The organism is Aequorivita nionensis (assembly GCF_046352995.1).
In the GTDB taxonomy this organism is placed as follows: Bacteria; Bacteroidota; Bacteroidia; order Flavobacteriales; family Flavobacteriaceae; genus Aequorivita; species Aequorivita nionensis.
The window spans coordinates 3,095,020-3,121,423 of sequence record NZ_CP130281.1; the positions used below are offsets into that span (position 1 = coordinate 3,095,020).

23 protein-coding genes are annotated in these 26,404 nt (G+C 37.7%); 18 read left to right on the top strand and 5 right to left on the bottom strand.

Translation table 11 applies throughout. From position 1 onward, the window contains the following. The first annotated feature begins 66 nt into the window (after positions 1-66). From Q2U82_RS14120 to Q2U82_RS14140, 5 genes are all read left to right on the top strand, one after another. Positions 67-933, top strand: coding sequence for a hypothetical protein (locus Q2U82_RS14120; protein ID WP_410005496.1), 867 nt, complete (start codon positions 67-69; stop codon positions 931-933). Between the two features lie 73 nt (positions 934-1,006). Continuing rightward, a complete protein-coding gene (locus tag Q2U82_RS14125) occupies positions 1,007-2,338 on the top strand; it encodes a M28 family peptidase (protein ID WP_410005497.1) in 1,332 nt (443 codons plus the stop codon). Between the two features lie 11 nt (positions 2,339-2,349). After that, positions 2,350-3,975, top strand: coding sequence for a M1 family metallopeptidase (locus Q2U82_RS14130; RefSeq protein ID WP_410005498.1), 1,626 nt, complete (start codon positions 2,350-2,352; stop codon positions 3,973-3,975). Continuing rightward, on the top strand, positions 3,975-4,547 hold the full coding sequence (locus Q2U82_RS14135) for a YdeI/OmpD-associated family protein (RefSeq protein WP_410005499.1): 573 nt from the start codon (positions 3,975-3,977) through the stop codon (positions 4,545-4,547). The genes Q2U82_RS14130 and Q2U82_RS14135 overlap by 1 nt, the downstream gene beginning before the upstream one ends. 18 nt (positions 4,548-4,565) lie before the next feature. After that, a complete protein-coding gene (locus Q2U82_RS14140) occupies positions 4,566-7,856 on the top strand; it encodes an amidohydrolase family protein (RefSeq protein ID WP_410005500.1) in 3,291 nt (1,096 codons plus the stop codon). Between the two features lie 53 nt (positions 7,857-7,909). On the opposite strand, the gene Q2U82_RS14145 is transcribed toward Q2U82_RS14140, so the two are convergent. Then, entirely contained in the window at positions 7,910-8,542 is a 633-nt protein-coding gene (locus Q2U82_RS14145) for a fasciclin domain-containing protein (RefSeq protein ID WP_410005501.1), read from the bottom strand. 209 nt (positions 8,543-8,751) lie between these two features. Between Q2U82_RS14145 and Q2U82_RS14150 the strand changes: the two genes are divergently transcribed. Continuing rightward, positions 8,752-9,129, top strand: coding sequence for a LysM peptidoglycan-binding domain-containing protein (locus tag Q2U82_RS14150; protein WP_410005502.1), 378 nt, complete (start codon positions 8,752-8,754; stop codon positions 9,127-9,129). A gap of 73 nt (positions 9,130-9,202) precedes the next feature. Here the strand turns inward: Q2U82_RS14150 and Q2U82_RS14155 are convergent, their stop codons facing one another. From Q2U82_RS14155 to Q2U82_RS14165, 3 genes are all read right to left on the bottom strand, one after another. After that, positions 9,203-10,666 (bottom strand): magnesium chelatase, encoded by a 1,464-nt coding sequence (locus Q2U82_RS14155; protein ID WP_410007167.1) that lies wholly within the window; start codon positions 10,664-10,666, stop codon positions 9,203-9,205. A 3-nt stretch (positions 10,667-10,669) separates the two neighbouring features. Continuing rightward, positions 10,670-11,791: a vWA domain-containing protein gene (locus Q2U82_RS14160; RefSeq protein ID WP_410005503.1), complete on the bottom strand. Its 1,122-nt coding sequence runs from the start codon at positions 11,789-11,791 to the stop codon at positions 10,670-10,672. Between the two features lie 79 nt (positions 11,792-11,870). Further along, positions 11,871-12,836 carry an App1 family protein gene (locus tag Q2U82_RS14165; RefSeq protein ID WP_410005504.1) on the bottom strand — a complete coding sequence of 322 codons (966 nt, stop codon included), beginning with the start codon at positions 12,834-12,836 and terminating at the stop codon, positions 11,871-11,873. A 65-nt stretch (positions 12,837-12,901) separates the two neighbouring features. Between Q2U82_RS14165 and Q2U82_RS14170 the strand changes: the two genes are divergently transcribed. The 5 genes from Q2U82_RS14170 to Q2U82_RS14190 all read left to right on the top strand — a co-directional run bounded on the left by Q2U82_RS14170 (position 12,902) and on the right by Q2U82_RS14190 (position 17,049). After that, a complete protein-coding gene (locus Q2U82_RS14170) occupies positions 12,902-13,813 on the top strand; it encodes a diacylglycerol/lipid kinase family protein (protein WP_410005505.1) in 912 nt (303 codons plus the stop codon). Continuing rightward, complete coding sequence (locus Q2U82_RS14175; RefSeq protein ID WP_410005506.1) at positions 13,813-15,030, top strand: alpha/beta fold hydrolase; 1,218 nt, start codon at positions 13,813-13,815, stop codon at positions 15,028-15,030. The genes Q2U82_RS14170 and Q2U82_RS14175 overlap by 1 nt, the downstream gene beginning before the upstream one ends. 60 nt (positions 15,031-15,090) lie before the next feature. After that, the gene (locus Q2U82_RS14180) at positions 15,091-15,624 is read left to right on the top strand and encodes a hypothetical protein (RefSeq protein ID WP_410005507.1); all 534 of its coding nucleotides are present in this window, start codon (positions 15,091-15,093) and stop codon (positions 15,622-15,624) included. Beyond that, a complete protein-coding gene (locus Q2U82_RS14185; protein WP_410005508.1) occupies positions 15,621-16,367 on the top strand; it encodes a hypothetical protein in 747 nt (248 codons plus the stop codon). Before Q2U82_RS14180 ends, Q2U82_RS14185 begins: the two co-directional genes overlap by 4 nt. A gap of 79 nt (positions 16,368-16,446) precedes the next feature. Further along, entirely contained in the window at positions 16,447-17,049 is a 603-nt protein-coding gene (locus Q2U82_RS14190; protein ID WP_410005509.1) for a superoxide dismutase family protein, read from the top strand. An 84-nt stretch (positions 17,050-17,133) separates the two neighbouring features. On the opposite strand, the gene lpdA is transcribed toward Q2U82_RS14190, so the two are convergent. After that, on the bottom strand, positions 17,134-18,537 hold the full coding sequence (gene lpdA / locus Q2U82_RS14195) for a dihydrolipoyl dehydrogenase (protein WP_410005510.1): 1,404 nt from the start codon (positions 18,535-18,537) through the stop codon (positions 17,134-17,136). A gap of 175 nt (positions 18,538-18,712) precedes the next feature. Between lpdA and Q2U82_RS14200 the strand changes: the two genes are divergently transcribed. The 7 genes from Q2U82_RS14200 (at position 18,713) to Q2U82_RS14230 (ending at position 26,399) form a co-directional block, all read left to right on the top strand. Continuing rightward, positions 18,713-19,912 (top strand): aminotransferase class I/II-fold pyridoxal phosphate-dependent enzyme, encoded by a 1,200-nt coding sequence (locus tag Q2U82_RS14200; RefSeq protein ID WP_410005511.1) that lies wholly within the window; start codon positions 18,713-18,715, stop codon positions 19,910-19,912. 111 nt (positions 19,913-20,023) lie between these two features. After that, complete coding sequence (gene nhaC, locus Q2U82_RS14205; protein ID WP_410005512.1) at positions 20,024-21,514, top strand: Na+/H+ antiporter NhaC; 1,491 nt, start codon at positions 20,024-20,026, stop codon at positions 21,512-21,514. Between the two features lie 165 nt (positions 21,515-21,679). Further along, complete coding sequence (locus Q2U82_RS14210; RefSeq protein WP_410005513.1) at positions 21,680-22,324, top strand: peroxiredoxin; 645 nt, start codon at positions 21,680-21,682, stop codon at positions 22,322-22,324. A 125-nt stretch (positions 22,325-22,449) separates the two neighbouring features. Further along, a complete protein-coding gene (tpx, locus tag Q2U82_RS14215) occupies positions 22,450-22,950 on the top strand; it encodes a thiol peroxidase (RefSeq protein WP_410005514.1) in 501 nt (166 codons plus the stop codon). Further along, positions 22,950-23,312, top strand: a complete 363-nt coding sequence (locus Q2U82_RS14220) for a diacylglycerol kinase (RefSeq protein ID WP_410005515.1) — start codon at positions 22,950-22,952, stop codon at positions 23,310-23,312. Before tpx ends, Q2U82_RS14220 begins: the two co-directional genes overlap by 1 nt. A gap of 89 nt (positions 23,313-23,401) precedes the next feature. Next, positions 23,402-25,759, top strand: coding sequence for a DNA translocase FtsK 4TM domain-containing protein (locus Q2U82_RS14225; RefSeq protein WP_410005516.1), 2,358 nt, complete (start codon positions 23,402-23,404; stop codon positions 25,757-25,759). Between the two features lies 1 nt (position 25,760). After that, on the top strand, positions 25,761-26,399 hold the full coding sequence (locus Q2U82_RS14230) for a LolA family protein (protein WP_410005517.1): 639 nt from the start codon (positions 25,761-25,763) through the stop codon (positions 26,397-26,399). The last annotated feature ends 5 nt before the right edge of the window (positions 26,400-26,404 follow it).

A 26,404-nucleotide genomic window follows, 5' to 3' on the forward strand; every position in this document is an offset into this window, starting at 1 on the left:
ATCATGAATGCTTGGTTTATCGTTTTATGGCGCAGAGTTTGCTATTTTTGAAGAAAATAATTTACAATGAAAAAGCTCCTTTTCCTGTTTATCATCTTAACTTCAAGTTTCATTTTCGCACAAGAAAACACCGAAGTTTATGTTTTTGATATTCGCCCTGCATACGAAGGTCTAGAATTGATGAATCCAAGAAATATTTCAGACAACCAAGGTTATGACAACCAACCTTTCTTTATATCAAATGAAGCACTCATTTTTGCTGGTAATAATGATGGACAGACAGATATTTCAGAATATAATTTGACTTCAAAACTTCAAAAATGGGTCAATAATAAAACCGAAGGAGGCGAATATTCTCCGCAAAAATTCCCTTCAAGCAATGATTTAGCTTCTGTTAGACTCGACAAAGATGGATTACAACGCTTGTATCGTTACAATTCACAAACAGGAAGTTCTTCAGAATTAATTAAAAATTTACAGGTAGCTTATTTCGCATTTTATAATGACCAAAAAATTCTTTCAACAGTTTTGGACGGCGACAGCATGGATTTAGTATTGATTGATTTATCTTCAAAAACTGCCGATACTATCTTTCGAAACGCTGGCAGATCACTCCAAAAAGTGCCAAAAACAAACTCAATGAGCTATTCCCTAGTAAATGAAGATGGCAATCTAGATTTATATATGCTGGATATGGATTCTTATGAAAGTTATTTTATATGTGAATTACCCATTGGCATCAAAGATTGCGTTTGGATCAATGACACACAAATTTTAGTGGGCAGCGGAAACAAACTCTATATGTATGACACTTTAGGCGAACCCGAATGGACACGCGTTGCTTCCCTTGAGGAATATGGCTTGAAGAATATAAGCCGTATGGCTATAAGCCCTGACGGAAAAAAACTGGCGGTAGTTGCACTGCCTATGTAATTAAGCAATTACAAATTCTAAAAGTTTAAGGTCTTTCTTCCTTCTTTTGAGTATTTTTAGGGAAACTTTTTTAATGAAAACATTTTTTCTTTTAGTAGCTTTTTTAGTTTCTTCTTTTAGTTTTTCCCAAACCGATCAAAAAATTTATGATATTATAAATTCAATTTCTTCGGAAAGAATTGAAGCGGATATAACTACACTTGCCAACTTCGGAACCCGAAATACTTTTAGCGACACAGTCAGCAACACACGTGGAATCGGTGCCGCAAGACGATGGATTAAAAGTGAATTTGAAGCTATTTCTAAAGATTGCAAAAACTGTCTAAACGTTTTCTACCAAAAAGATTTGGCAAAAGCCGAAGGCAATGACCGCATTCCCCAAGATACTTGGATTGTAAATGTTGCCGCAATTCAAAAAGGTACAAAATACCCAAACCGTTATATTATTATGAGCGGTGACATAGATTCGCGAAACAGTGATGGCAGTGATTTCACAAAAGATGCGCCAGGTGCTAACGACAACGCCAGCGGAATGGCCGGCACTATTGAAGCGGCGCGCGTTCTTTCAAAATATAAATTTGAAAACAGCATTATTTATTTAGGGTTGAGCGGCGAAGAACAAGGACTTTTCGGTGGAAAAGGTTTTGCTGAATACGCAAAAAAGAACGGCTGGGAAATAATCGGTATTTTCAATAATGATATGATTGGCAACATTAAAGGCGTTGACGGTGTAATAAGCAATCGGGATTTCAGGATTTTTAGTGAACCCGTTCCCCCAACAGAAACCGAAAAGGAACGGCAAATGCGAAGATTTTACGGTGGCGAAGTTGATGGAATTTCCCGCCAACTTGCCCGTTACGTTTTTAAGACCACACAGACATATATGCCAGAAATGAACCCAATGATGATTTATCGTTTGGATCGCTTTGGTCGCGGCGGGCATCACCGTCCTTTCAATGATTTGGGCTGGGCGGGAATCCGGATTATGGAAGCCCACGAGGATTACAACCACCAACACCAAGATTTAAGAACCGAAAACGGAATTGAATATGGCGATAAACTGGAATTTGTAAACTTTGATTATGCCGCAAAACTCACTGCCGTGAACGCGATAAATTTAGCGAGTATCGCCTCTGCCCCACCCGAACCTAAAAACGTTGCCATTGGTGGCGTTGTGGAAGCTTCCGCAAAATTGAAGTGGGAAAAAGTTGATGGCGCTGTTGGTTATAAAATTTATTGGCGCGATACCACTTCGCCCACTTGGGACCACAGCCGTTATGTTGGTGATGTTTCAGAATTCACTTTGGAAGGAATCGTTATAGATAATTCATTTTTCGGTGTAGCCTCCGTTGGAAAAGATGGCTTTGAAAGTGTGGTTGTTTTCCCGAATTCGGTGTTTAGGTAAAAATATAAATTATGAAAGAAAAAATTTGTGCCGCTGTTTTATTACTTCTTACAATTTCTGCATTTGCTCAAGAATTCACCAGAGCAGATACACTTCGCGGAAGTATAACTCCCGAAAGGGCATGGTTTGACGTAACCTATTATGATTTAAAAGTTGCAGTAAACCCTTCCGAAAAAACCATTGAGGGCAGCAACACTATTTCCTATAAAATTTTGGAGCCAAATGAAGTGATGCAAATTGACCTGCAAGCCCCGATGAATATTGATAAAATTATTCAGAATGAAAAAGAAATTTCATTCACTTCTGAAGGGAATGCACACTTTTTAAAACTTCAAAAGAAACAACATGAAGGAAACGAGGAAAAACTCACGATTTATTTCTCCGGAAAACCCATTGTGGCCAGACGTCCGCCTTGGGATGGCGGTTTCACTTGGACCAAAGATAGCAACGGAAAAGATTTTATTGCAACCTCCAATGAAGGCATTGGCTCCAGTGTTTGGTGGCCTTTGAAGGATCACCCTTCGGACGAGCCCGATAATGGCATTACAATTTCAGTTACTGCCCCAAAAGATTTGATGGATGTTAGCAACGGAAGACTGAAAGAAGTAATTGAAAATAAAAACACAAAAACCTGGGTGTGGCAAGTAGTTAACCCCATCAACGCATACGGAGTAGATATAAATATTGGCGATTACGTGCATTGGAGCGAAAAGTACAAAGGCGAAAAAGGAATGCTGGACATGGATTATTATGTACTTCGCGAAAATGAAGCGAAGGCAAAAGAACAATTTAAACAGGCACCAATGATGATGGAAGCATTCGAGCATTGGTTTGGCCCCTATCCTTTTTACGAAGATGGCTATAAGCTAATTGAAGCGCCCTATTTGGGAATGGAGCACCAAAGTAGCGTTACATACGGTAACAAATTTGAAAATGGTTATTTGGGTCGCGATCTTTCGGACACCGGTTGGGGTTTGAAATTCGATTTTATTATTATCCACGAAAGCGGTCACGAATGGTTTGCCAACAGCATCACCAATAAAGATGTGGCTGATATGTGGATTCACGAAGGATTTACCAATTATTCCGAAAATCTGTATTTGGATTATTACTTCGGAAAAAAGGCTTCTTCAGAATATGTTATCGGCACGAGAAAAAAGATTATGAACCAAAGTCCAATTATTGGGCAGTATAATGTTGACAATTCTGGAAGTGGCGATATGTATTACAAAGGCGGAAACATGCTCCATATGATTCGTCAACTTATTGAAGATGATGAAAAATGGCGACAAATTCTTCGTGGTTTAAACAAAGAGTTTTATCATCAAACCGTTACCACCAAACAGATTGAAGATTACATCAGTGAAAAAAGTGGAATAGATCTTTCTGAATTTTTTGATCAATATTTGAGAACTGTAATGGTTCCAAAATTGCAATATTCCATCGATGGAAAAAATCTGAAATTTCGATATGTGGATATTGTAAAAAACTTTGACATGCCTTTAATTGCATTAATAAATGGAAAAGAAGAATGGATTTATCCCACTTCGGAATGGAAAACAAAAACGCTCTCTTCCCCTATTTTAAATTTTCAGATTAAAGAAGATTTTTATGTGAATTCCGAAGAAAAGAATTAATGAATACTAAGCCAACATTTTACTTTAAAGATGATACTGAATGGAGGGAATGGCTGCATGAAAATCACGAAACACATCCTCAAGGCGTTTATTTAATTTTCTTCAAAGTTGAAATGGAAGTTGCATCAATGCGATGGGAAGAAGCAGTAAAAATAGCGCTTTGCTATGGTTGGATAGACAGCACGGTTAAAAGTCTTGGCGATGGAAAACGCCAACAATATTTTTGTCCTCGAAATCCAAAAAGTGTTTGGAGCGCTCTCAATAAATCGCATTTAAAAGAATTGGAAAAGGAAGGCCTTCTTCATAAAAACGGAAAAAAAGTAATTGCTGAAGCCAAGAAAAATGGTAGCTGGAATGCTTTGGACAATGTTGAAAATTTAATAATTCCGGAAGATCTTCAAAAAGCATTTAATCAAAACAAACAGGCTTTTACAAATTTTGAAAACTTCAGTCGCAGTTATAGAAAAAGCTATCTTTATTGGTTGAACCACGCCAAACGGGAAGAAACCCGAAACAAACGAATTGCAGAAATTATATCGCTCTGCAAGAATAATATTAAATCAAGAACATAACCACCAAATATTATAATTATGAAAAAGTTTCCATTTCTAATATGTCTCTTAATCTCAACAACTTTTTTTGCCCAGAAAAAAGAAAATAAAGACAAAGAAAAAGAAGAACCGAAATGGGAAGTAGCAAATCCCGGACAAGATTTCAACTATAAAACCCATTCCTTCACAACAAATGAAGGTACTTGGATGAATCTAGATGTAAGTCCGGACGGTAAAACCATCGTTTTTGATATGCTCGGCGATATTTACACTATTCCAATTTCAGGTGGAACGGCCAAAGCAATTAGAACGGGAATTCCTTTTGAAGTGCAACCAAGGTTCAGCCCAGACGGCACAAAAATTTCGTTTACAAGTGATGCGGGTGGTGGCGACAATATTTGGGTGATGAATGTAGATGGCAGCAATGCAAAACAAATTACAAAAGAAGATTTTAGGCTATTGAACAACGCCGTTTGGAGTGCGGATGGAAACTATTTGATTGCACGAAAGCATTTTTCCTCTGAAAGAAGTTTGGGAGCTGGTGAAATGTGGCAATATCATAAATCTGGCGGAACGGGTCTGCAACTCACAAAACGAAAAAACGATCAACAGGATGTAAATGAACCATTTGTTTCACCAGACGGGAAATACCTTTATTACAGTGAAGATATGTATCCCGGCGGTTATTTTCAATACAATAAAGACCCCAACGACCAAATTTATGCAATAAAAAGATATGAGTTTGCAACTGGCAAAACCGAAACGATAACCGGCGGACCAGGTGGTGCGGCAAGACCTACAATTTCGAGGGATGGCAAAAAACTTGCATTTGTAAAACGGGTTCGCACTAAAAGCGTTCTTTTTATACAAGATTTGGAAACCGGCGAAGAATGGCCTATTTATGATCAATTGAACAAAGACCAACAGGAGGCTTGGGCACTTTTCGGGGTTTACCCCAATTTCAGTTGGATGCCGAACAATAAGGAAATTGTTTTTTGGAGCGGCGGAAAAATAAATAGAATTGACATTAATTCTTTGGGCGTAACCAACATTCCATTTACGGCAAATGTGAATATAGATTTGGCGGAAACGGTTCATTTCAACAATAAAATTGAAACTGAAACCTTTACTCCAAAAATGATTCGCAACGCTGTTACTTCGCCGGATGGGAAATATATTCTTTTTAGTGCTTTGGGACATTTGTATAAAAAATCTTTGCCCAACGGTGAACCTCAGCGATTGACAAATAGTAAAGATTTTGAGTTTGAACCAACCTTCTCGCCCAATGGCGCCGAGATAGTTTACGTTACTTGGAACGATTTGGAAAAAGGTGCTATTTATAAAATTTCAGCAAATGGTGGAAATCCTGTGAAACTTACTTCAGCAAAAGGAATCTATAGAACCCCTTCTTTTTCGGCAAACGGAACACAGATTGTTTTTGAAAAGGAAAAAGGAAACACCGACCAAGGATTTACTTATACCAAAAATAACGGTATTTATATAATGACTTCCGACGGAAGCAACGAAAAATTTGTTGTTGACAAAGGAGAGTATCCTATGTTCAGCAAAGACGGAAAACGAATTTTCCTGCAAATGGGGGGCACCTATTTTGGTGAAATCGAAAAAAAACTCATCAGCGTAAACCTTGACGGAAATGATGAAAAAACACATATAACTTCCAAATACGCCAATAGATTAATCCCAAGTCCAGATAACGAATGGATTGCTTTTACAAACCTTCACAAACTGTTCGTGGCTCCTTTGGTGCTAAACGGACAAGCTATCGATTTAGATAACAACAGCAAATCTGTTCCCGTTTCACAGCTCGCAAAAGATGCTGGTATAAATATACATTGGTCGCCAAACAGCCAAAAAGTAATGTGGACTTTGGGCGATGAATATTTTAGCAATGAATTAAAAAATAGGTTTACTTTTTTAGACGGCTCTCCGGAAAAAGTTCCCGAAATAACTTTGGTTGGAACAAAAATTGGGTTGGAAGCAGCTGTAGATAAACCTAACGGGAGGATTGCTTTTACAAATGCGCGAATCATTACAATGGAAAATGAAAAGGTGATTGAAAATGGAACCATCGTCATTAATGGCAATAAAATAGAAGCTATTGGTGAAGCTGATAAGGTTTCCGTTCCGTCGGGAACAAAAGTTTATTCTGCAGCAGGAAAAACCATAATGCCAGGAATGGTAGATGCACATGCACATGTTGGCGCTTTCAGGTATGGTCTTCCTTCTCAGCAATACTGGCCATTTATGGTAAACTTAGCCTTTGGAGTGACAACATCACACGATCCTTCTGCAAATACTGAAACTGTTTTTACACTTTCAGAACTCCAAAAAAGCGGGCAATTGGTTGGGCCGAGATTGTTTTCAACAGGTTTTATTCTTTACGGAGCTGATGGGGATTTTAAAGCCGTGATAAACAATTTGGAAGACGCCAGAAGCAGTATTCGTCGTACAAAAGCGTTTGGTGCTAAAAGCGTGAAAAGCTACAATCAGCCGCGAAGAGACCAACGTCAGCAAGTTTTACAAGCTGCGCGCGAAATGGGAATTAACGTGGTTCCTGAAGGTGGTTCTACTTTTTATCACAACATAACCCAAGTTATTGATGGTCATACAGGAATTGAGCACAACATTCCCGTAGCACCTGTTTATAAAGATATTCTTGAGGTTTGGGGCAAAAGTTGTTCTGGCTACACGCCTACCCTTATTGTAAATTATGGCGGAATGAATGGAGAATTCTACTATTATGAACGCGACAATGTTTGGGAAAATGAAAAATTGCTCACATTCACTCCGCGAAGTATTATTGATAGCCGTTCGCGCCACAGAATGAAAACGCCTCAGGAAGAATATAAAAATGGCCATATTTTGGTTTCTGAAACAGCAAAAAGCTTGAGTGATGCTGGAGTGAAAGTAAATATGGGCGCACACGGGCAATTGCAAGGTTTAGGTGCACATTGGGAAACTTGGATGTTACAACAAGGCGGAATGAGCAATCTGGAAGCCTTAAAAGCAGCCACGATTAATTCTGCAGAGTATATTGGCGCTGGCGAAGATATTGGCTCGCTGAAAGAAGGAAAACTTGCTGATTTAATTGTGATGGATAAAAACCCATTGGAAAATATTGAAAACACCCAAACCATACAAATGGTAATGATCAACGGCAGGTTGTATGATACTGAAACTATGAATGAAATAGGAAACAATCCAAAAGAACGCCTTCCTTTTTTCTGGGAAATGGACAAATACAATCAAGCTTTTCCGTGGCATCAGGAAACGCATGGATTTATGGATGGCGGTTGCAGTTGTCATTAAAATAAAAAAGCCCCTTAATGGGGCTTTTCAATTAAAATTCATTTAAAAATGAATTACATTTTTGGCATCAATACTTTATCAATAGTGTGAACAACACCATTTGACGCGTCCATATCAGCACTTGTTACGGTTGCTGAATTTCCTTTAGCATCTTTAATCATTACTTTACCATTCTTTTCAGATAAAGTAAGAACTTCGCCATTCATTGTAGTTACATCCAATTTACCGCCAGCATCTTTAATTTTAGCCATTACATCAGCAGCGTTCATTTTACCTTGAAGCACGTGATACTGAAGTAATTTTTGAAGTTGAGCTTTGTTCTCAGGCTTCATCAAGTTTTCTAAAGTTGCTTTTGGTACTTTGCTGAAAGCATCATTAGTTGGTGCAAAAACGGTATAATCACCTTCACCTTTAAGCGTTTGGGCCATATCTGCAGCCTGAAGAGCACTTACTAATGTTGAAAGCTCTGCATTACCCATTGCTTTTGCAGCAATTGAATTAGCTTCCATTTGAGCCATCATGGCTTGATTGTCAGCTTCAACTTTCATTAAAGAATCTTTTTCGCGCTCCATGCGCATCTGTTCAGCTTTGGCTTGTTCCTCAGCTTCTTTCTTTTTTGTGTCTTCACAGCTCGCAAAAAGCATTGCTACTACTGCTAGAGACATTACAATTGTTTTTAGTTTCATAATAGTTTTTGTTGATTTAAAGTTTGAATCAAAGGTATTTCAAGAGAATTGAATTTTTTCACAATTGAAATTAATATTTAGTTAAATATTTTCTAAATTTTTAAGAGTAACATCAATTAAGGGAACATAATATTAAATTTATACTAATGCGAAAAAATGAAAGCTATAAAATTGTATCTTTAAATATTAATTTTTAAAATTTTTACAAAATGATCAAATCAAAATATCAAAGCGTTTTAGATTTAGGAGAAAAACTCAACATTCAAAACGGTGATGTAAAAGAAGAAAATGGCCAGCTTAAAGTTTGGGGAACTGCAAAAACACCTTATGAAAAAAACCTTCTTTGGGACGAAATAAAAAGAATAGGCGGTGAAAACCCTACAGATATAATGGCTGATATTAAAGTTGCAGACTCTTCTGTTTTTGCGCACCACACTGTGAAAAGCGGGGAATCTTTAAGTAAAATTGCGAAGCAGTATTATGGCAATGCAAACAAGTATAATGCTATATTTGAAGCCAATAGAGGGAAATTAAAATCGGCAGATCTTATTCATCCGGGTGATGAACTGGTAATTCCAAACATTTAATATTCATTAAGCTATAAGTAATAAAAATGCGTCTGTTTAACATAAACAGACGCATTTTTTATTTCCAAAAATTTTAAAGACCACTAATATAGCTTCCGTACAAATCCTTAAAATGAAGTCCGTTCCCCAAACTGAATTTGCTCAATTTTTTGTTTTCCGCCAATGCCCAAAGAATTAACTCCTTTAAAAAGTAACTATCCTTTTTCGAAGTTTCCGGCTGATATTTTTCAATCAATTGCTGCAATGGGATAATACGATCCAATTCATTTTTATACTCTTCGTCCGAATAGGAATCGAGTAATTCAAAATCATTTTCCTCAAAAAACCAGGCTACAATTTCGGCATACGGATCTTCATCGGTATTTTTTGTGAGCTTTTCAATTTTAGGAAAACGCTCTTTAAAAGTAGTATTTACGGCATCTACAATTAATTGCTGTGCAACTTGGGAAACACCTTCCTGCTCGCCTTCATAAACCAATTCAATTTTTCCAGTAATTGAAGGAATTACTCCCATAAAATCGCCCAAACGAATTGTAGTTTTTTCTTCTCCATTTTGTAAAGCTCTTCTTTCTGCAGTACTCAAAAGATTTTCAAAAGCAGTAATACTTAAACGAGCGCTCACGCCACTTTTAGCGTCGATAAAGTCATTTTCACGTGCCTCAAAACTTATTTGTTCCAAAATATCCTTTGCTAATTCAGGCACGTAAATGTTCGATTTTGTTTTAATAGCTTCCGCAGTTTCCTGTTCCGTAATGGTTCGTGCAGTTTGAATATCTTCTGGATAATGGGTTAGAATTTGGGAGCCAATTCTATCTTTTAGAGGAGTTACAATACTTCCGCGGTTTGTGTAATCTTCAGGGTTTGCGGTGAAAACAAACTGAATATCCAAAGGCAAACGAACTGCAAAACCACGAATTTGAATATCGCCTTCCTGTAAAATATTAAAAAGCGCAACTTGAATACGCGGTTGTAAATCTGGAAGCTCGTTAATTACAAAAATGCAGCGGTTGCTTCGTGGAATCATTCCGAAATGAATCACACGGTCATCGGCATACGTCAGTTTTAGATTTGCAGCTTTTATTGGATCCACATCACCAATAATATCTGCAACCGTAACATCTGGTGTTGCAAGTTTTTCTGAAAAACGGTCATCGCGGTGCAGCCAACTTATTGGAGTATCATCACCTTTTTCGTGCATCAAGTTTTTGGCGTATCGGGAAATGGGGTTGAAAGGATCATCATTAATTTCACTGCCTTCAACCACCGGAATGTATTCATCCAAAAGACCAACCATTTGCCTTGCCAATCGGGTTTTTGCTTGCCCGCGAAGTCCCAAAAGGTTGATATTATGTTTTGAAAGAATGGCGCGCTCCAATTCTGGAATTACGGTAAGTTCATACCCGTGAATGCCTACAAATGGCGTTTCCTTCTTCATTATTTTTTGAAGCAAATTTCTTCGCAATTCTTCTTTGATTGACTTCGGTTCGTAACCCGCTTTTTTAAGCTCTCCGAAGGTTTTTATTTTTTCTATATTCATCATTTATCTAATTCTTTTCTTTCTGTTCGTTTCATAATCACTAAAAATCATTTCACCCAACCCTTTCAGCCCTGTATAAAATGCCTTGCCTTGATTTGCTGCTGTGAAATGTTCAATAAATTGCATTAAATAAGGGTCTTCCGCAATCATAAAAGTGGTGATTGGAATATGAAGTTTTCGTGCCTGTGAAGCCATTGCGTAACATTTGTTTACAATATAACTATCAAGACCGTTGCTGTTTTTATAATAACGCCCGTCTGAAAGTTGGATGCAACTTGGTTTTCCATCAGTTATCATAAAAATCTGCTTGTTGGTGTTCCGTTTTCTTCGCAATAAATCCATCGCCAATTGAAGTCCAGCAACGGTATTTGTGTGATACGGACCTACATTTAAATAGGGTAAATCTTTTATTTTAATAGGCCAAGCGTCGTTTCCGAAAACTAAAATATCCAAGGTGTCTTTTGGATAGCGCGTTGTGATAAATTCTGAAAGCGCCATCGCCACTTTTTTTGCGGGCGTAATTCGGTCTTCGCCATAAAGAATCATACTATGGCTGATGTCTATCATCAAAACTGTGCTCATTTGGGTTTTATACATGGTTTCCTCAACCACCAAATCGCTTTCTGAAAGTGTGAAATCGCCCAGACCGTGATTTACCTGCGCATTTTTAAAACTCTCCGTCATTGAGATTTGTTCCAAAGAATCGCCAAATCGATAATCGCGAAACTCTCCAGCCTGCTCATCTCCCCTACCCGTTTGTTTGGTTCGGTGATTTCCTGCGCCGCTTTTCCGGAGCTTTCCAAAAATCTGCTCCAAAGCTCGTTTCCGAAGGGCTCTTTCGGTTTTTTCGGTAATTGCCAATCCGTTTGAGCCGTCAATCTTTATTTCTTCGCGCAGATAACCTTTCTTTTTAAGATCTTCCACAAAATCATCTAGTGTATAATCTTCCGTTGTAAGGTTATATTCTTCATCCAACTGTTTCAACCAGTCCATCGCTTCATCAAAATCGCCCGAGGTGTGCGTAATCAATTCCTGAAAAACATCGAAAAGTTTTTCGAAGGGCGATTGGTCTTTTGGAGTGTGTTTGGTGAAGATAAATCCGCTCTTGGCTTCTTTCTTGTTCATAATCTAAAAGTAAAACAATACTTGTTTATAAAAAAAGCCGAAACGTTAAACTACTTCTAAAAATAGAAAGGTGTAAATTTTAAAGAATTCCTATCCTTGCGGAATGCGCAATAGCTTCTTCGCTATTGCTGAAATAACAAGTTGCAACATTCATAGTTTCAATATTTTTCAGAACTGCTGCAGCTTGTTGTTTTTTGCGTCGGGAAGTTTGACGAATATAAATAGCCTTAATGTTTTCGGGGAAAATTTTTACGATGCGTTCATATAAATAAGGGTCTTTTTGCGAGTCATCGCCCAAAAGAACATAGTCCAGTTTTGGATAAAACATAATAATATCCTTTATCTTTTCGAATTTGTGGTTATGGCTTCCCCTTCCGGTGAAAAGGAAATCTGAAATTCCCGTTTTAATTTTTTTCAATTTAATGACTGCTTTCGGAAGTTTGTGCAACCGCGCAAAAGCATCAATAAATTCATATAAATTCCATTCGCTGCTGGAAACGTAAAAAAATGAATTTGAGGCCGTTTCGTTCTCCTGCCCTGCCCTGCTCAACGCTTGATAATGTGGCACAACGTCTTCAAAAACCTTGCGTTTGTTGATGTTTTTAAAAAGAAGGATGTAAAGTTTTTTGAAGAAATTTCCGCTGTGCGAAACCAAAAACGTATCATCAATATCTGAAATTACGCCAACTTTACTTTCAAAAGGTTTCAACAACTCTGAAGTCTGCACGATGCCATAATCATACAAGTTACAGCTAACTTCATACGGATGCCAGCCACTTTCCATGTTTTCGGAATAAGGAATTGTAAATCTAAAATAGCCGTCAGCCAAGGTTTTGGTTGTGACTACAATATTTTTGAATTTCAGAGTTACCTCAACATTTTCCAAAGGTTTAATACGAAACATATGTATCACCGAAACCGCGTGCCGGATGCCCTTTCGGTCCATTCTGTATTTGTCTGGGGCCCAAGATTTAAAAACGTGGCCAAAAACAACCAATTCCTCTTTGTTTACATAGCCACGGTACAATTTTAAATCAAGCTTCACTTATTGAGATTTCGTTAACGATTTAGCATTTCCAAATTACTTAATTTTAAAAACAAACTATACTAATGAATTCAGAAAATTATGTTTTGCTCGTAGTCAACCCTATTTCAGGTGATTCCGACAAATCTCCCATTATAACTTCAGTAAAGGAGGAAGCTAAAAGCAGAAAAATCAATTTCAAACTTTACGAAACCAGCGGAAAAAAAGACAAAGAAGCTATTGAATCCATTATAAAAGAAATAAAGCCGTCGCGAATTTTAGTAGCTGGCGGCGATGGAACCATTTCATTGGTGGCAGAATGTATTTTAGGAACTGATATTTGTTTGGGAATAATTCCAGCGGGTTCCGCAAACGGAATGGCCGTTAATTTCAACCTTCCGCAAACACTTCCGGAACAGATAGAAATTGCACTTTCAGATTGCACTATGAAATTGGACGCGCTGTTCATAAATGGAAAAATTTGTCTCCACATTGCCGATTTGGGCATAAATGCAGAACTTATCCGAAACTATGAAGATTCTGGTATTCGTGGAAAAATGGGCTATTTTTTACAATCCATCCCCACGCTTTTTAATTCAGATTCCCCGTTCCATTTCAGTGTGGAAACCGAAGAAGGAACTTTTGAGGAAACCGGAATACTCCTCGCCATTGCCAATGCAAATAAATTTGGAACAGGCGCCACCATTAACCCAAACGGCAAAATGAACGATGGCAAGTTTGAAATCCTCATTTTCAAAAGCCTTGACTTTATCGAAATTTTTAAGACAATAAACGATAAGCCCGAAATGTCCGATGATTTTGTTCGTGTGGTTTCAACCAATAAAGCGAAGATTAACTCAATAAAAAAAATACCTTTCCAAATAGACGGTGAGTTTTTAGGCGAAATTGACCAAGCAACGGCAACTATAGAAAAAAAGAGTCTTTTAATGGCTTTACCGGAAATGTTCTGTAAATTACATACACAAAACCTTCATTGATGAATATTCATAAAGTATCGTTCACAAACAAAGACGAAGAGCAGCTAGCGGGCCGTTTGGAACTTCCTTTAGACCAAGAGCCACATAATTTTGCAATTTTTGCGCACTGCTTTACCTGTACAAAAAATTTAACGGCAATAAAAAATATAGGGCGTGCACTGACCGATGCGGGGTTTGGCGTGCTTCGTTTTGATTTTACGGGTTTGGGGGAAAGTGAGGGTGATTTTGAAAACACAAATTTCTCTGGAAATGTAGAGGATCTTGTTGAAGCCGCAACTTTTTTAGAAAAAAATTATAGGGCTCCCACCTTATTAATTGGACATTCTTTGGGCGGTGCCGCTGCTATTTTTGCGGCAAACAAGGTTTCTTCAATTAAAGCTGTGGCTGTAATCAATTCGCCCAGCGACCCTTCACACGTAAAGCATTTGCTGAAAGACAGCGCGCACGAAATTACCAAAAACGGAAAGGCGAAAGTGAATTTGGGAGGAATGGACTTCACAATTAAAAAACAATTTTTGGATGACCTTGAAAACAAATCGCTTATTGATGTTGTAAGCAATTTTAAAAAGGCACTTTTAATTTTACATTCTCCACAGGACAAAACAGTTGGCATTAAAAATGCCGAAGAAATATATAAAGCGGCCCGTCATCCAAAAAGTTTTGTTTCGCTTGATGGTGTTGACCATCTTTTAAGCAAAAAAGAAGATTCCAAGTATGTGGGTCAGGTAATTGCAGGCTGGGCTTCCCGCTATGTAGAAATTCCTCCGGTTGAAGCAATAAAAAGTAAAAGTAAAGTTGCTGCAAGTCTAAATGATGATGAAAAATTCACAACCCACCTAAAACTTGGCGATCATTATTTCATAGCTGATGAACCCACAAGTTTTGGCGGAAACAACTTTGGACCCTCACCCTACGAGTTTCTTTCCGCAGGCCTTGCTGCTTGTACTGTTATGACTATACAGATGTATGCAAGAAGAAAGAATTGGAAGGTGGAAAATGTAACTTGTCATATCAACTATTCCAAAGATCATGCGGTGGATTGTGAGCATTGTGAAGAAGATTCAGCCAAAATAGACACCTTTACACGTGAAATAAAATTAACTGGAAACCTTTCCGAAGAACAAAAAACTAAACTGCTCCAAATTGCGGATAAATGTCCTGTTCATAAAACATTGCATACTAAAACACAAATTATCACCACTTTAAAAATCTCATAAAATCTGCATATATTGCGTTGATCTATTTTGTAAAATTGTATTGTATTTAAACCAAAATTTATGAAGATAAAAACACATTTAATTCTCTTGATATTTGCTGTAACTTTTTTGCAAAGCTGCTGTTGGTATGGCGATTGTAACGGAAATGATGATATTCCTCCGCCTTTTGCTGAATCTGAATATGAACCAGTGTTTATGGAGCGGCCTGAGTTTGAAAGTAGTGTATTACTCTCCTCTGCTAAACCGGTAGTGAATGCTGGAAAAATTTATGTAATTGAATCTTACCTTTTCATTAATGAAAAGAACGAAGGTTTTCATGTCTTCAATAATGAAAATCCTTCCAGCCCTTCCGCTATTTATTTTATAGAATCTCCGGGAGCAACAGATTTGGCTATAAGAGATAACGTTTTCTTTATTAATCAAGCAACAGATCTTATCGCTGTTCAAGTAAATCTGGAAACCGGAGGGCTTAATGTTTCTAAACGGATAAAGAACACCTTCCCTGAAATGCTTTCACCAGATGGGTTTTACCCCAATAGTATGCCACAGAATAGTGTAGTTGTAAACTGGATACCAAAAACCAACACTCCATGAAAAAAATAGTATTTTTTATTATATCAATAGCTTTTACATTGGCTTGTAGCCAAGATGGTGAAAATGGATCTCAAAATGAAGCTATGGGCAATAATGATGGACAAGGTGGATCCTTGGCACGTTTTGCAATGCTGGGAGATTATCTATACACTGTAGATGAATACGGCTTAAATGTTTATAACATCGCAACTCCGTCAGACCCCGTATTCGTAAATAATATTCCTATCAGCTTTAGAATCGAAACTCTTTTCAATTATAAGGAATATCTCTACATAGGTTCGCAGAATGGAATGTTTATTTATAGCATTGGTAATCCTGAGTTCCCAGAATATCTTGCAGATGTGCAGCATTTCACCTCTTGTGATCCGGTTGTGGCAAATGCCACAACAGCCTTTGTTACGCTATGGTCAGATTTAGGATGTGGAACTACAGTCAACCAATTGGAAATTTATGATATTACTGATGTGGTAAACCCCACATTGTTAAGTGTGAGAAATCTAACCTTTCCAAAAGGAATGGGACTTTACAGAAACTATTTGTTTGTATGTGATGATGAAATAAAAATTTTCGATATTTCTGATCCTGCAAATTCAGTTTTAGTTCACAACATAAACAGGCTGGCGTTTGATGTAATTATACAAGGTGATTTATTAATTGCCATAGGGCAAAATGGAATTTATCAATATCAACTCAACCGAAACGATATAACTGACACCTCTGAATTAAGTACTTTAAACTTTTAAAATACTCTTAAATTATTGCAGTCACATAAAAACTATTGTACCTTTAATTTAAAACTAGTATTAAACCAAAAAATAAATCATGAAAAAAATCAGTTTAATTTGCAGTCTTTTTGCCGTAATGGCGTTTGTAGGCTGTAAAAATGAAAAAAAAGACAAAGATGCTGAGGACGGAATGAATGATTCCGTCGAAATGGAATCTGCAACCCAACAGGATGTAACAAAAGAGCAGCCCAAAACAGTTTCTGTTATGATGGAGTCCAAAAGCGGTAGTACTGCACAGGGCGAAGCATATTTTTCTGAAGAAAACGGAACGGTGACATTGGAAGCCAAATTTTCAGGTCTTAAACCTGGAACCCATGCAATCCATCTTCACGAAAAAGCAGATTGTAGCTCAGATGACGGGAAATCTTCTGGAGGTCACTGGAATCCAACCCATCAAAAACACGGAAAGTGGGGCGATCCTGAAGGATATCATAAAGGTGACATAGGTAATTTTGAAGCTGATGCTGAAGGAATGGGAAAAATTTCTATGAAAACTGACGAATGGTGTATAGGTTGTGGTGATGAAAACAAAGACATTATCGGCAAAGCTATAATTATACACGAAGGTACAGATGATTTTGTAACGCAACCAACCGGCGATGCTGGAGGTAGAGTTGCCTGTGGAGGAATTATAAAATAATAATTATTTTTCTTCTTCCTTGAAATAAAAAAAATGTCGGCAAAATTTGCCGACATTTTTTTTATGAAGTTAAAGTAGTATTATTTAAATATGAAGAGCCCTGTCATCCGTTGCGGCAAGTGCGGCTTCTTTCACAGCCTCTGCATACGTAGGGTGTGCGTGGCTCATTCTAGAAATATCTTCTGCACTGGCACGGAATTCCATAGCTGTAACTGCTTCGGCAATTAAATCAGCAACACGGGCACCAACCATGTGCACTCCGAGCACCTCATCGGTCTTTTTATCGGAAAGGATTTTTACAAAGCCATCTGTATCACCACTCGCTCGGCTTCTTCCCAAAGCGCGCATCGGGAATTGGCCGCTTTTGTATTCTACTTTTGCTTCTTTAAGTTGCTCTTCTGTTTTTCCAACTGAAGCAACTTCCGGCCAAGTATAAACTACGCCCGGAATTAGGTTGTAATCAATATGTGGCTTTTGTCCGGCAATTATTTCAGCGACCAAAACACCTTCTTCCGAAGCTTTGTGCGCAAGCATTGCCCCGCGAACCACATCACCAATGGCGTAGATATTTTTAATATTGGTTTGAAGATGATCGTTAACATCAATCATTCCACGTTCTGTAATTTTCACGCCAGCGTTTTCAGCTTTCAATCCTTCCGTATAAGGCTTTCTTCCTACGGAAACCAAGCAATAATCGCCTTTAAAAGTTACTTCTTTATCATTTTTATCGGTTGCAGTAACGGTAACTTCCTTTCCTTTTTTGGAAACTGCGGAAACTTTATGCGAAACGTAAAATTTCACCCCTTGTTTCTTCATCACCTTCATTAATTCCTTGCTTTGTGCGGAATCCATGGTTGGGATAATCCGGTCCATATATTCCACAACGGAAACCTCAGCGCCCAAACGGTGATAAACCTGACCAAGTTCCAAACCAATCACACCACCGCCAATAACGATAAGGTGTTTTGGAACCTCTTTCATATTTAAAGCCTCGGTTGAAGTGATAATTCGGTCTTTATCCAATTTTATAAAAGGAAGCGTTGACGGCTTGCTGCCGGTAGCAATAATGGTATTTTTCGCTTCAATGGTTTCTTTTTTCTTTCCGTTGGTGATTTCAATATGGGTTGCATCCTTAAAAGCGCCCATTCCTGTGAAAACGTCAATTTTGTTTTTATCCATTAAAAACGCAATTCCTTTGGTGGTTTGATCCACAACCGAAGCTTTGCGTTCTATCATTTTTTTCAAATTCAATTTTATATCGCCAGAAATTTCAATCCCGTGCTCTTCAAAATGTTTCATCGCATCTTCATAATGATGTGAGGAATCCAGTAACGCTTTGCTCGGAATACAGCCTACATTCAGGCAGGTTCCACCCAAAACATCATATTTTTCAATGATTGCGGTTTTCATACCCAATTGTGCGCAACGGATTGCTGCTACATATCCACCGGGACCCGAACCAATTATTGCTACATCATAAGTGCTCATAAAATATCTCTTTAAAATTGAAGTGCAAATTTAACAGTTAAAGCTTAGATAGTAAAAGTTATAATCAATAAAGTTTTGGCAATTCTGAAAACTAAAATTAGAAAAGGAAATGGCATATAATTTTACCACTCCTTTAATTTTTCGCAAATTTGCCGAACAACCTAAAATAATTATCATGGCTTTTAAACCAGCAGACAAAATTCAGGATTTACAATACTTTGGCGAATTTGGCGGGGTCAATCCTTCCATTTCAGATTCTTCAACCTATACCTTTCTTTCCGCAAAAACGATGTTCGATACTTTTGAAGGCAATGCGGACGGCTGTTATTTATATTCACGCCACTCCACCCCTTCCAATCTCTATTTGGGCCAAGCTTTGGCAGCAATGGAAGGAACCGAAACCGCAAATGTTGCAGCAAGCGGAATGGGTGCAATTACCCCGGCAATTCTTCAGCTTTGTAAAGCGGGCGACCATATAGTTTCCAGCCGGACTATTTATGGCGGAACTTATGCTTTCTTAAAAAACTTTGCTCCGCGATTGAATATTGAAACCTCATTTGTAGATATTACAAAATTGGATGAAGTTGAAAATTCAATTACTAAGAACACAAAAATTATTTACTGCGAAACAGTAAGCAATCCACTTTTGGAAATTGCGGATATTGAAGCCCTTTCAAAGATTTCGAAAAAACACGGCCTGAAATTATTGGTTGACAATACCTTTTCACCCTTGAGCATTTCGCCAGCGGATTTGGGAGCTGATGTAGTTTTGCACAGTTTAACAAAATTCATAAACGGCAGTAGCGATACCATGGGCGGTGTAACTTGTGGCACACAGGAATTTATTGATGCCCTTCGGAATGTAAATGATGGCGCCAATATGCTTTTAGGTCCTGCTATGGACAGTTTGCGTGCGGCTTCTATTTTGAAAAATCTTAGAACGCTTCACATTCGCATAAAACAACACAGTGAAAACGCTTTGTATTTAGCTGAAAAATTTGAGGCCGATGGTTTGAAAACGGTTTATCCCGGATTGAAATCACACACGGGCCACGAGCTTTTCAAAAAAATGATGAACGAGGAATACGGTTTCGGCGGAATGTTGACGATTGACGTAGGCGGAATCGATAAAGCAAACGAATTAATGGAAATGATGCAGGAGCACAATCTTGGATATCTGGCAGTTAGTTTAGGCTTTTATAAAACACTCTTCAGTGCGCCGGGGTCTTCCACTTCTTCAGAAATTCCAGAAGAGGAACAAAAAGAAATGGGGCTTAGTGATGGCTTGATTCGTTTCTCGATTGGGTTGGATAATGATATTGCTCGTACGTATCAAATGATGCGTGAGTGTATGGTTAAAGTTGGAGTGTTGTAAGGAATTATTTCAAAAATAGTTTTTAAAGGGAGCAGCTAATCTGTTCCCTTTTTTAATTTGCATAGGTTTTCACAAAATCGTAACATTACATTCCATTATTAAAACTTCCCTATGCAAAGTCAAGAAATAAAACCCACCGACCCCAAAGATGATCAGGTTGTAGAAAACGTAGAACTGAATATTTGGGAGGCGTTAATCCCTGTTTTTGCGTTAATTGGAATGCTTGCCTATAACGTTTATACCTATGGTAGCGACGCTTTAAGTGGTTCAAATCAATTTATTCTTTTGCTTGGTGGCGCGGTTGCAGCTATTGTTGGCTTCTTCAATAAAGTGAGTTTTGAACAAATGCTGGAAGAAGTTGCAGTAAATATAAAATCTACTGCAAGTGCCATTTTGATTTTATTGATGGTAGGTGCATTGGCGGGGACATGGCTTATTAGCGGTATTATCCCAACCATGATTTACTATGGTTTACAGGTGTTGAACCCAACAATTTTTCTAGCGGCCTGTGTTATAATTTGCGCAATAATCTCTGTTGCCACGGGAAGTAGTTGGACCACCTCAGCTACAGTGGGTATTGCTTTAATCGGGATTGCAGATGCATTAAATGTTCCATTAGGAATGACTGCTGGAGCTGTTCTTTCCGGAGCTTATTTTGGAGATAAAATTTCACCCATGAGCGATACTACAAATCTCGCCCCGGCAATGGCGGGAACAGATTTGTTTACGCACATTCGGTACATGCTTTACACCACTACCCCAACCATTATAATTACTTTAATCGTTTTTATAATTATAGGACTCAATTTGGATACTACGGGGAGCGCTGACACCCATTTAATTTTAGCTGCTGTTAATGATGCTTTAAATGTTAGTCCGTGGCTTTTTATTGTTCCAATTATAGTTATTGGTTTGATTATTATGAAAACCTCTCCATTGATAGCTTTGTTGATAGGAACGCTTTTAGGAGGTATTGCCGCTTTAATTTTTCAACCCGAAATTGTAACTGCAATCGGAGGTGGAACCCATTTAGATTTTCAAACCGCTTACAAAGGAATTATGAATGCCATCACAGTTGAAACTTCAATTCCAACTGAAAACGAAGCGCTGAAAGGGCTTTTCACAGCAGGCGGAATGAGTAAAATGATGGGTACAATTTGGTTGATTCTCTGTGCAATGACTTTTGGCGGTATAATGGACGCTATAGGTGCTTTAGCAACAATTAGCAAAGCACTATTGAAAATGTTTCACACTGTTTTTGGTCTTTTTGCAAGTACAGTTATTAGTTGTTTAGCTCTGAATGTTACCGCTAGCGATCAATACTTGGCTATTGTAATTCCGGGAAAAATGTATGCGAAAGCATTTAAGGATAAAGGTCTTGCACCTGAAAACCTTTCCCGAACATTGGAAGACTCTGGTACGGTCACTTCCGTTTTAGTTCCTTGGAACACCTGTGGAGCTTACCAAAGTGGCGTTTTGGGCGTTGATACACTTCATTATGCCGGCTATGCTATTTTTAACTGGCTCAGCCCATTTATGACGCTTCTCTTTGCAGCATTCCGTATAAAAATAAGACAGCTTTCTGAAGTAAAAAAAGCTTAGCCTAATCTTATTATTTTACCGTTTTAAAATTTTTTAAAGCGATTAACCCTACTATATATTTTGCCTATACTTTAATAGAATTTTAAGTATGTATTACTTTTTATTACTCTCTTAAATGGGTACTTTTGCACCGTCAAAAAAGAGTAAATTTTAAAAGAAAAATATATGACTTTAGTAGGTAAAAAATTTCCAAACATTGCTGTAAATGCAATTAACAACAAAGGTGTAAACCAAAACATAAACATTTTTGAAACCGCAAAAAAAGAAGGCAAAAAAGTAATCCTTTTTTGGTACCCAAAAGACTTTACGTTTGTTTGCCCTACAGAATTGCATGCTTTTCAAGCTGCCTTGGGCGAATTTGAAAAAAGAAATACACTTGTTATTGGTGCATCCTGTGATTCCGCAGAGGTTCACTTTGCTTGGTTAAATACACCAAAAAACAATGGCGGTATTGAAGGAGTTTCTTATCCGCTTATCGCTGATACCAACCGCAACCTTTCAAGTGCTCTTGGAATTCTTGACAGCACCAACGAGCGCTATGATGAAGAAACAGGTTTGTTAATGGTTGACGGAGATAACGTAACTTACAGAGCAACTTACCTAATTGACGAAGAAGGTACCGTTTTCCACGAAAGTGTAAACCATATGCCATTGGGCAGAAACGTTTCAGAATTTTTGAGGTTGATTGATGCTTATGCACACGTTCAAAAAAATGGTGAAGTGTGTCCTGCAAACTGGCAAGAAGGTGAAACAGCAATGAACGCTAACCGCGAAGGTGTTGCTGACTATCTTTCTCAGCATTTAAATTAATCAGAAGTTAAATTTTTTGAAACAGTCCTTTTCTTTCCCGAAAAGGACTTTTCTTTTTATGAAACCTTTTATAAATTAACTGAAATGCTTTATGTAATTTTATACTTCACATTAAAATAAAAATTATGGCATCTATAAAACTTGGCGGAAATCCAATAGAAACAACGGGAAGCCTTCCCATTATTGGTTCTAAAGCAACTAATTTTAAATTAACAACAACCGATCTTTCTTCAAAATCACTTTCAGACTATGACGGTCAACGAAAAATACTCAACATTTTTCCAAGTGTAGATACTGGCATCTGTGCAGCTTCCGCAAGAAAGTTTAATGAGGAAGCATCAAAACTTGACAATACGAAAATTCTTTGTATTTCAAGGGATTTACCTTTTGCGCAAAAACGTTTTTGTGCTGCAGAGGGCATTGAAAATGTAGAAATGCTATCCGACTTTAAAGATGGTAGCTTCGGAAAAAACTATGGATTGGAAATCAAAGATGGCGCATTTCAAGGCTTGCATTCACGAGTTGTTTTGGTTTTGGATGAAAACAATAAAGTAATATATTCTGAACAAGTTCCTGAAATTGGTCAAGAACCCGATTATGCCTCGGCTATAAAAGCTCTTCACTAATGTGGAATTCATTTTTGGGAAAGCGCCTTAAAGGATGCGGATACGCATTTAAAGGCGCTTTGCTTTTGCTCCGCACTGAAGCGAGTATACAAGTACAAGCTGTTATCGCAATTATAATGGCGTTTGCTGGATTTTATTTTGAAATTTCGGCAGTTGAATGGATGCTTCAAATTTTTGCAATCGGTTTGGTCATGAGTATTGAAGGTTTAAATACAGCCGCTGAGGAAATTGCAGATTTTGTGCACCCGGATTTTCACAATAAAATCGGTTTTATAAAAGATGTTGCCGCCGGAGCTGTTTTCTTTGCTGCAATAACTGCCATTATTATTGGTTGTATTATTTACTTTCCCAAGTTTTATTGAAATTAAAACTTATTTGGAATTTGTTTTTTGTAATTTGAATTTTTCCACATTGATATTTGTATTTTTGCTGAAAGACAACCCATCTATTAATGGCTAAAAAGAAGAACAAAAACACTAGCGCACCGCGCAAAAAAATAAGCTTTTCGCTATCCAAACAACAAAAAATACTATTGGGTAGCTTTTTGTTTTTGTTGGGGCTGGCTTTTTTGTTTTCCTTTATTTCCTACTTTTTTACTTGGCAAGCAGACCAAAGTGAAATTGGTCTTTTGGCCGAACGCGAACTGCAAACAAAAAACTGGCTCAATAAATTTGGAGCAAATGTGGCCCACTTTTTCATTTATGACGGTTTCGGTATTTCGGCCTTAATTTTTGGGTTTTTAGTTACACTAACCGGAATTTATTATTTTTTCGATTATGCCAAAAAACAACTTTTAAAATTCTGGTTTTGGGGATTGCTTTTGATGCTTTGGATTTCAGTATTCTTCGGTTTCTTCGGAGAAAAAACAACGATTTTCAGTGGAATTATCGGTTATGAAACCAATGATTTAATGCAGGATTATTTAGGCTTGGTGGGCGCAATGTTGATAATGATTTTTATACTGATTGTCTATTTGGTCGTGCGTTTAAAACTAACCCCAGAAATGGCTATTGACGCCTTTCGAAGTTCAAAAGAGCAAATTGAATCTGAATTTGTAACTGATAAGAAAGAGGTGGCGAATGTTGAAAATGATAATGGGGAATCCGATGAAGAAGAGGAAGAAGAAATTCCTAAACCCTATATAGAAGAAAAAATAACTCCCCCTACTCCTCCTGTAGCAGAAAAAATTATTCTGAAATCTGATGTGGAAGGCGATGTTGAAATGGAAGTGGAGCAAGCCCCCGAAGAAGAGGAAATTGAAAATATAAGTGCGAAACTAGTAAAGGATTTTGGAGAATTCGATCCAAAACTGGAATTGGGCAACTATAAATTCCCAAGCATAGAATTGTTGCGAGACCACACTGCTGGCGGAAGTATTACCATAGACCAGGAAGAACTTGAAGAAAACAAAAACCGAATTGTTGAAACCCTTAACAATTATAAAATTGGAATTGCAAATATTAAAGCTACGGTTGGGCCAACGGTAACGCTTTATGAAATTGTTCCCGATGCGGGAGTCCGAATTTCAAAAATTAAAAATTTGGAAGACGATATAGCCCTTTCGCTTTCAGCCTTGGGCATCCGTATCATCGCGCCAATTCCGGGAAGGGGAACCATTGGTATTGAAGTTCCAAATAAAAATCCGCGAGTGGTTTCAATGCGTTCAGTAATTGCTTCCGCAAAATTCCAAAACGCCGAAATGGAACTTCCAATAGCTTTTGGAAAAACCATTAGCAACGAAACCTTTGTTGTTGATTTGGCAAAAATGCCGCATATGCTTATGGCTGGAGCCACTGGGCAAGGTAAATCGGTTGGGTTGAATGCGGTATTGACTTCCCTTCTTTATAAAAAACATCCCGCAGAAGTAAAGTTCGTTTTGGTAGATCCAAAAAAAGTGGAACTGACGCTTTTCAACAAAATTGAACGGCATTATTTGGCAAAACTTCCCGATACAGAGGAAGCTATTATAACTGACACCACAAAAGTAATTCATACTTTAAATTCACTTTGTATTGAAATGGACGCGCGTTACGATTTGCTGAAGGACGCGATGGTTCGAAACATTAAAGAATACAATACAAAATTCAAAAACCGAAAACTGAACCCAAATGATGGCCACCATTATTTGCCCTACATCGTTTTAGTGATTGACGAATTTGCGGATTTGATTATGACTGCCGGAAAGGAAGTGGAAACGCCAATCGCCCGATTGGCGCAACTTGCAAGGGCAATCGGAATTCATTTGATTATTGCTACACAACGGCCTTCGGTTAACGTTATCACAGGTATTATAAAGGCCAACTTCCCAGCGCGTATTGCGTTTAGGGTAACAAGTAAAATTGATTCCCGAACCATTTTAGACAATTCTGGGGCAGATCAACTTATTGGTCGTGGTGATATGCTTTATACGCAAGGCAATGAACTGACACGTATTCAGTGCGCATTTGTTGATACACCCGAAGTTGCTGATATTACGGAGTTTATTGGCTCACAAAAAGCATATCCCGATGCACATTTGCTTCCGGAATACGTTGGTGAAGAAGGTGGCACAAATCTTGATATTAACATCGAGGAACGCGACAAAATGTTCCGTGAAGCCGCAGAAGTATTGGTAATTGCACAACAAGGTTCTGCTTCATTATTACAGCGAAAGCTTAAATTGGGATATAACCGGGCTGGAAGAATTATTGATCAAATGGAAGCGGCGGGTATTGTTGGCCCTTTTGAAGGCAGCAAGGCACGGCAGGTTTTGGTTCCGACCATAGATGCTTTAAATCAACTTTTAGATAATGAAATAAATGATAATTAAAATGAAAAATCTCAGTATTATTTTAACCGCTCTTTTTATAACTTCTTTTTCACAGGCACAGGATGCAAAATCTTTGCTGAAAGAAGTTTCCGCGAAAGCAAAAAGCTACGATAATATTTCAATCGACTTCAAATATAATTTGAACAATTCCAAAGAAAATGTAAACCAGGAAACCCGTGGCGATGTTACACTTCAGGGCAATAAATATGTGTTGAATATGCTTGGCACTACCCGAATTTTTGATGGAAAAAATATATACACAATCGTTCCCGAAGATGAAGAAGTAACCATTTCAGCATACAATGCAAATGATGATAAGGAAATTACTCCTTCAAAAATGCTGACATTTTATGAAAAAGGTTACAACTATAAAATGGATATTGAGCAAAATGTAAAGGGAAGAAAAATACAGTTTGTAAAACTTATTCCTATTGATTCAAAAGCCGAAATTAAAGATATTCTTTTGGGAATAGATGTACAGACAAAACATATTTACAAACTGATACAGACCGACGCCAAAGGAACAAAATACACACTTACCGTAAATTCCTTTAAAACAAATCAACCTGTTTCCAAAACCTTGTTTACTTTTGACGAGGCTAAATACAAAAAAGACGGTTATTACATAAACAAAATCTAACCGCA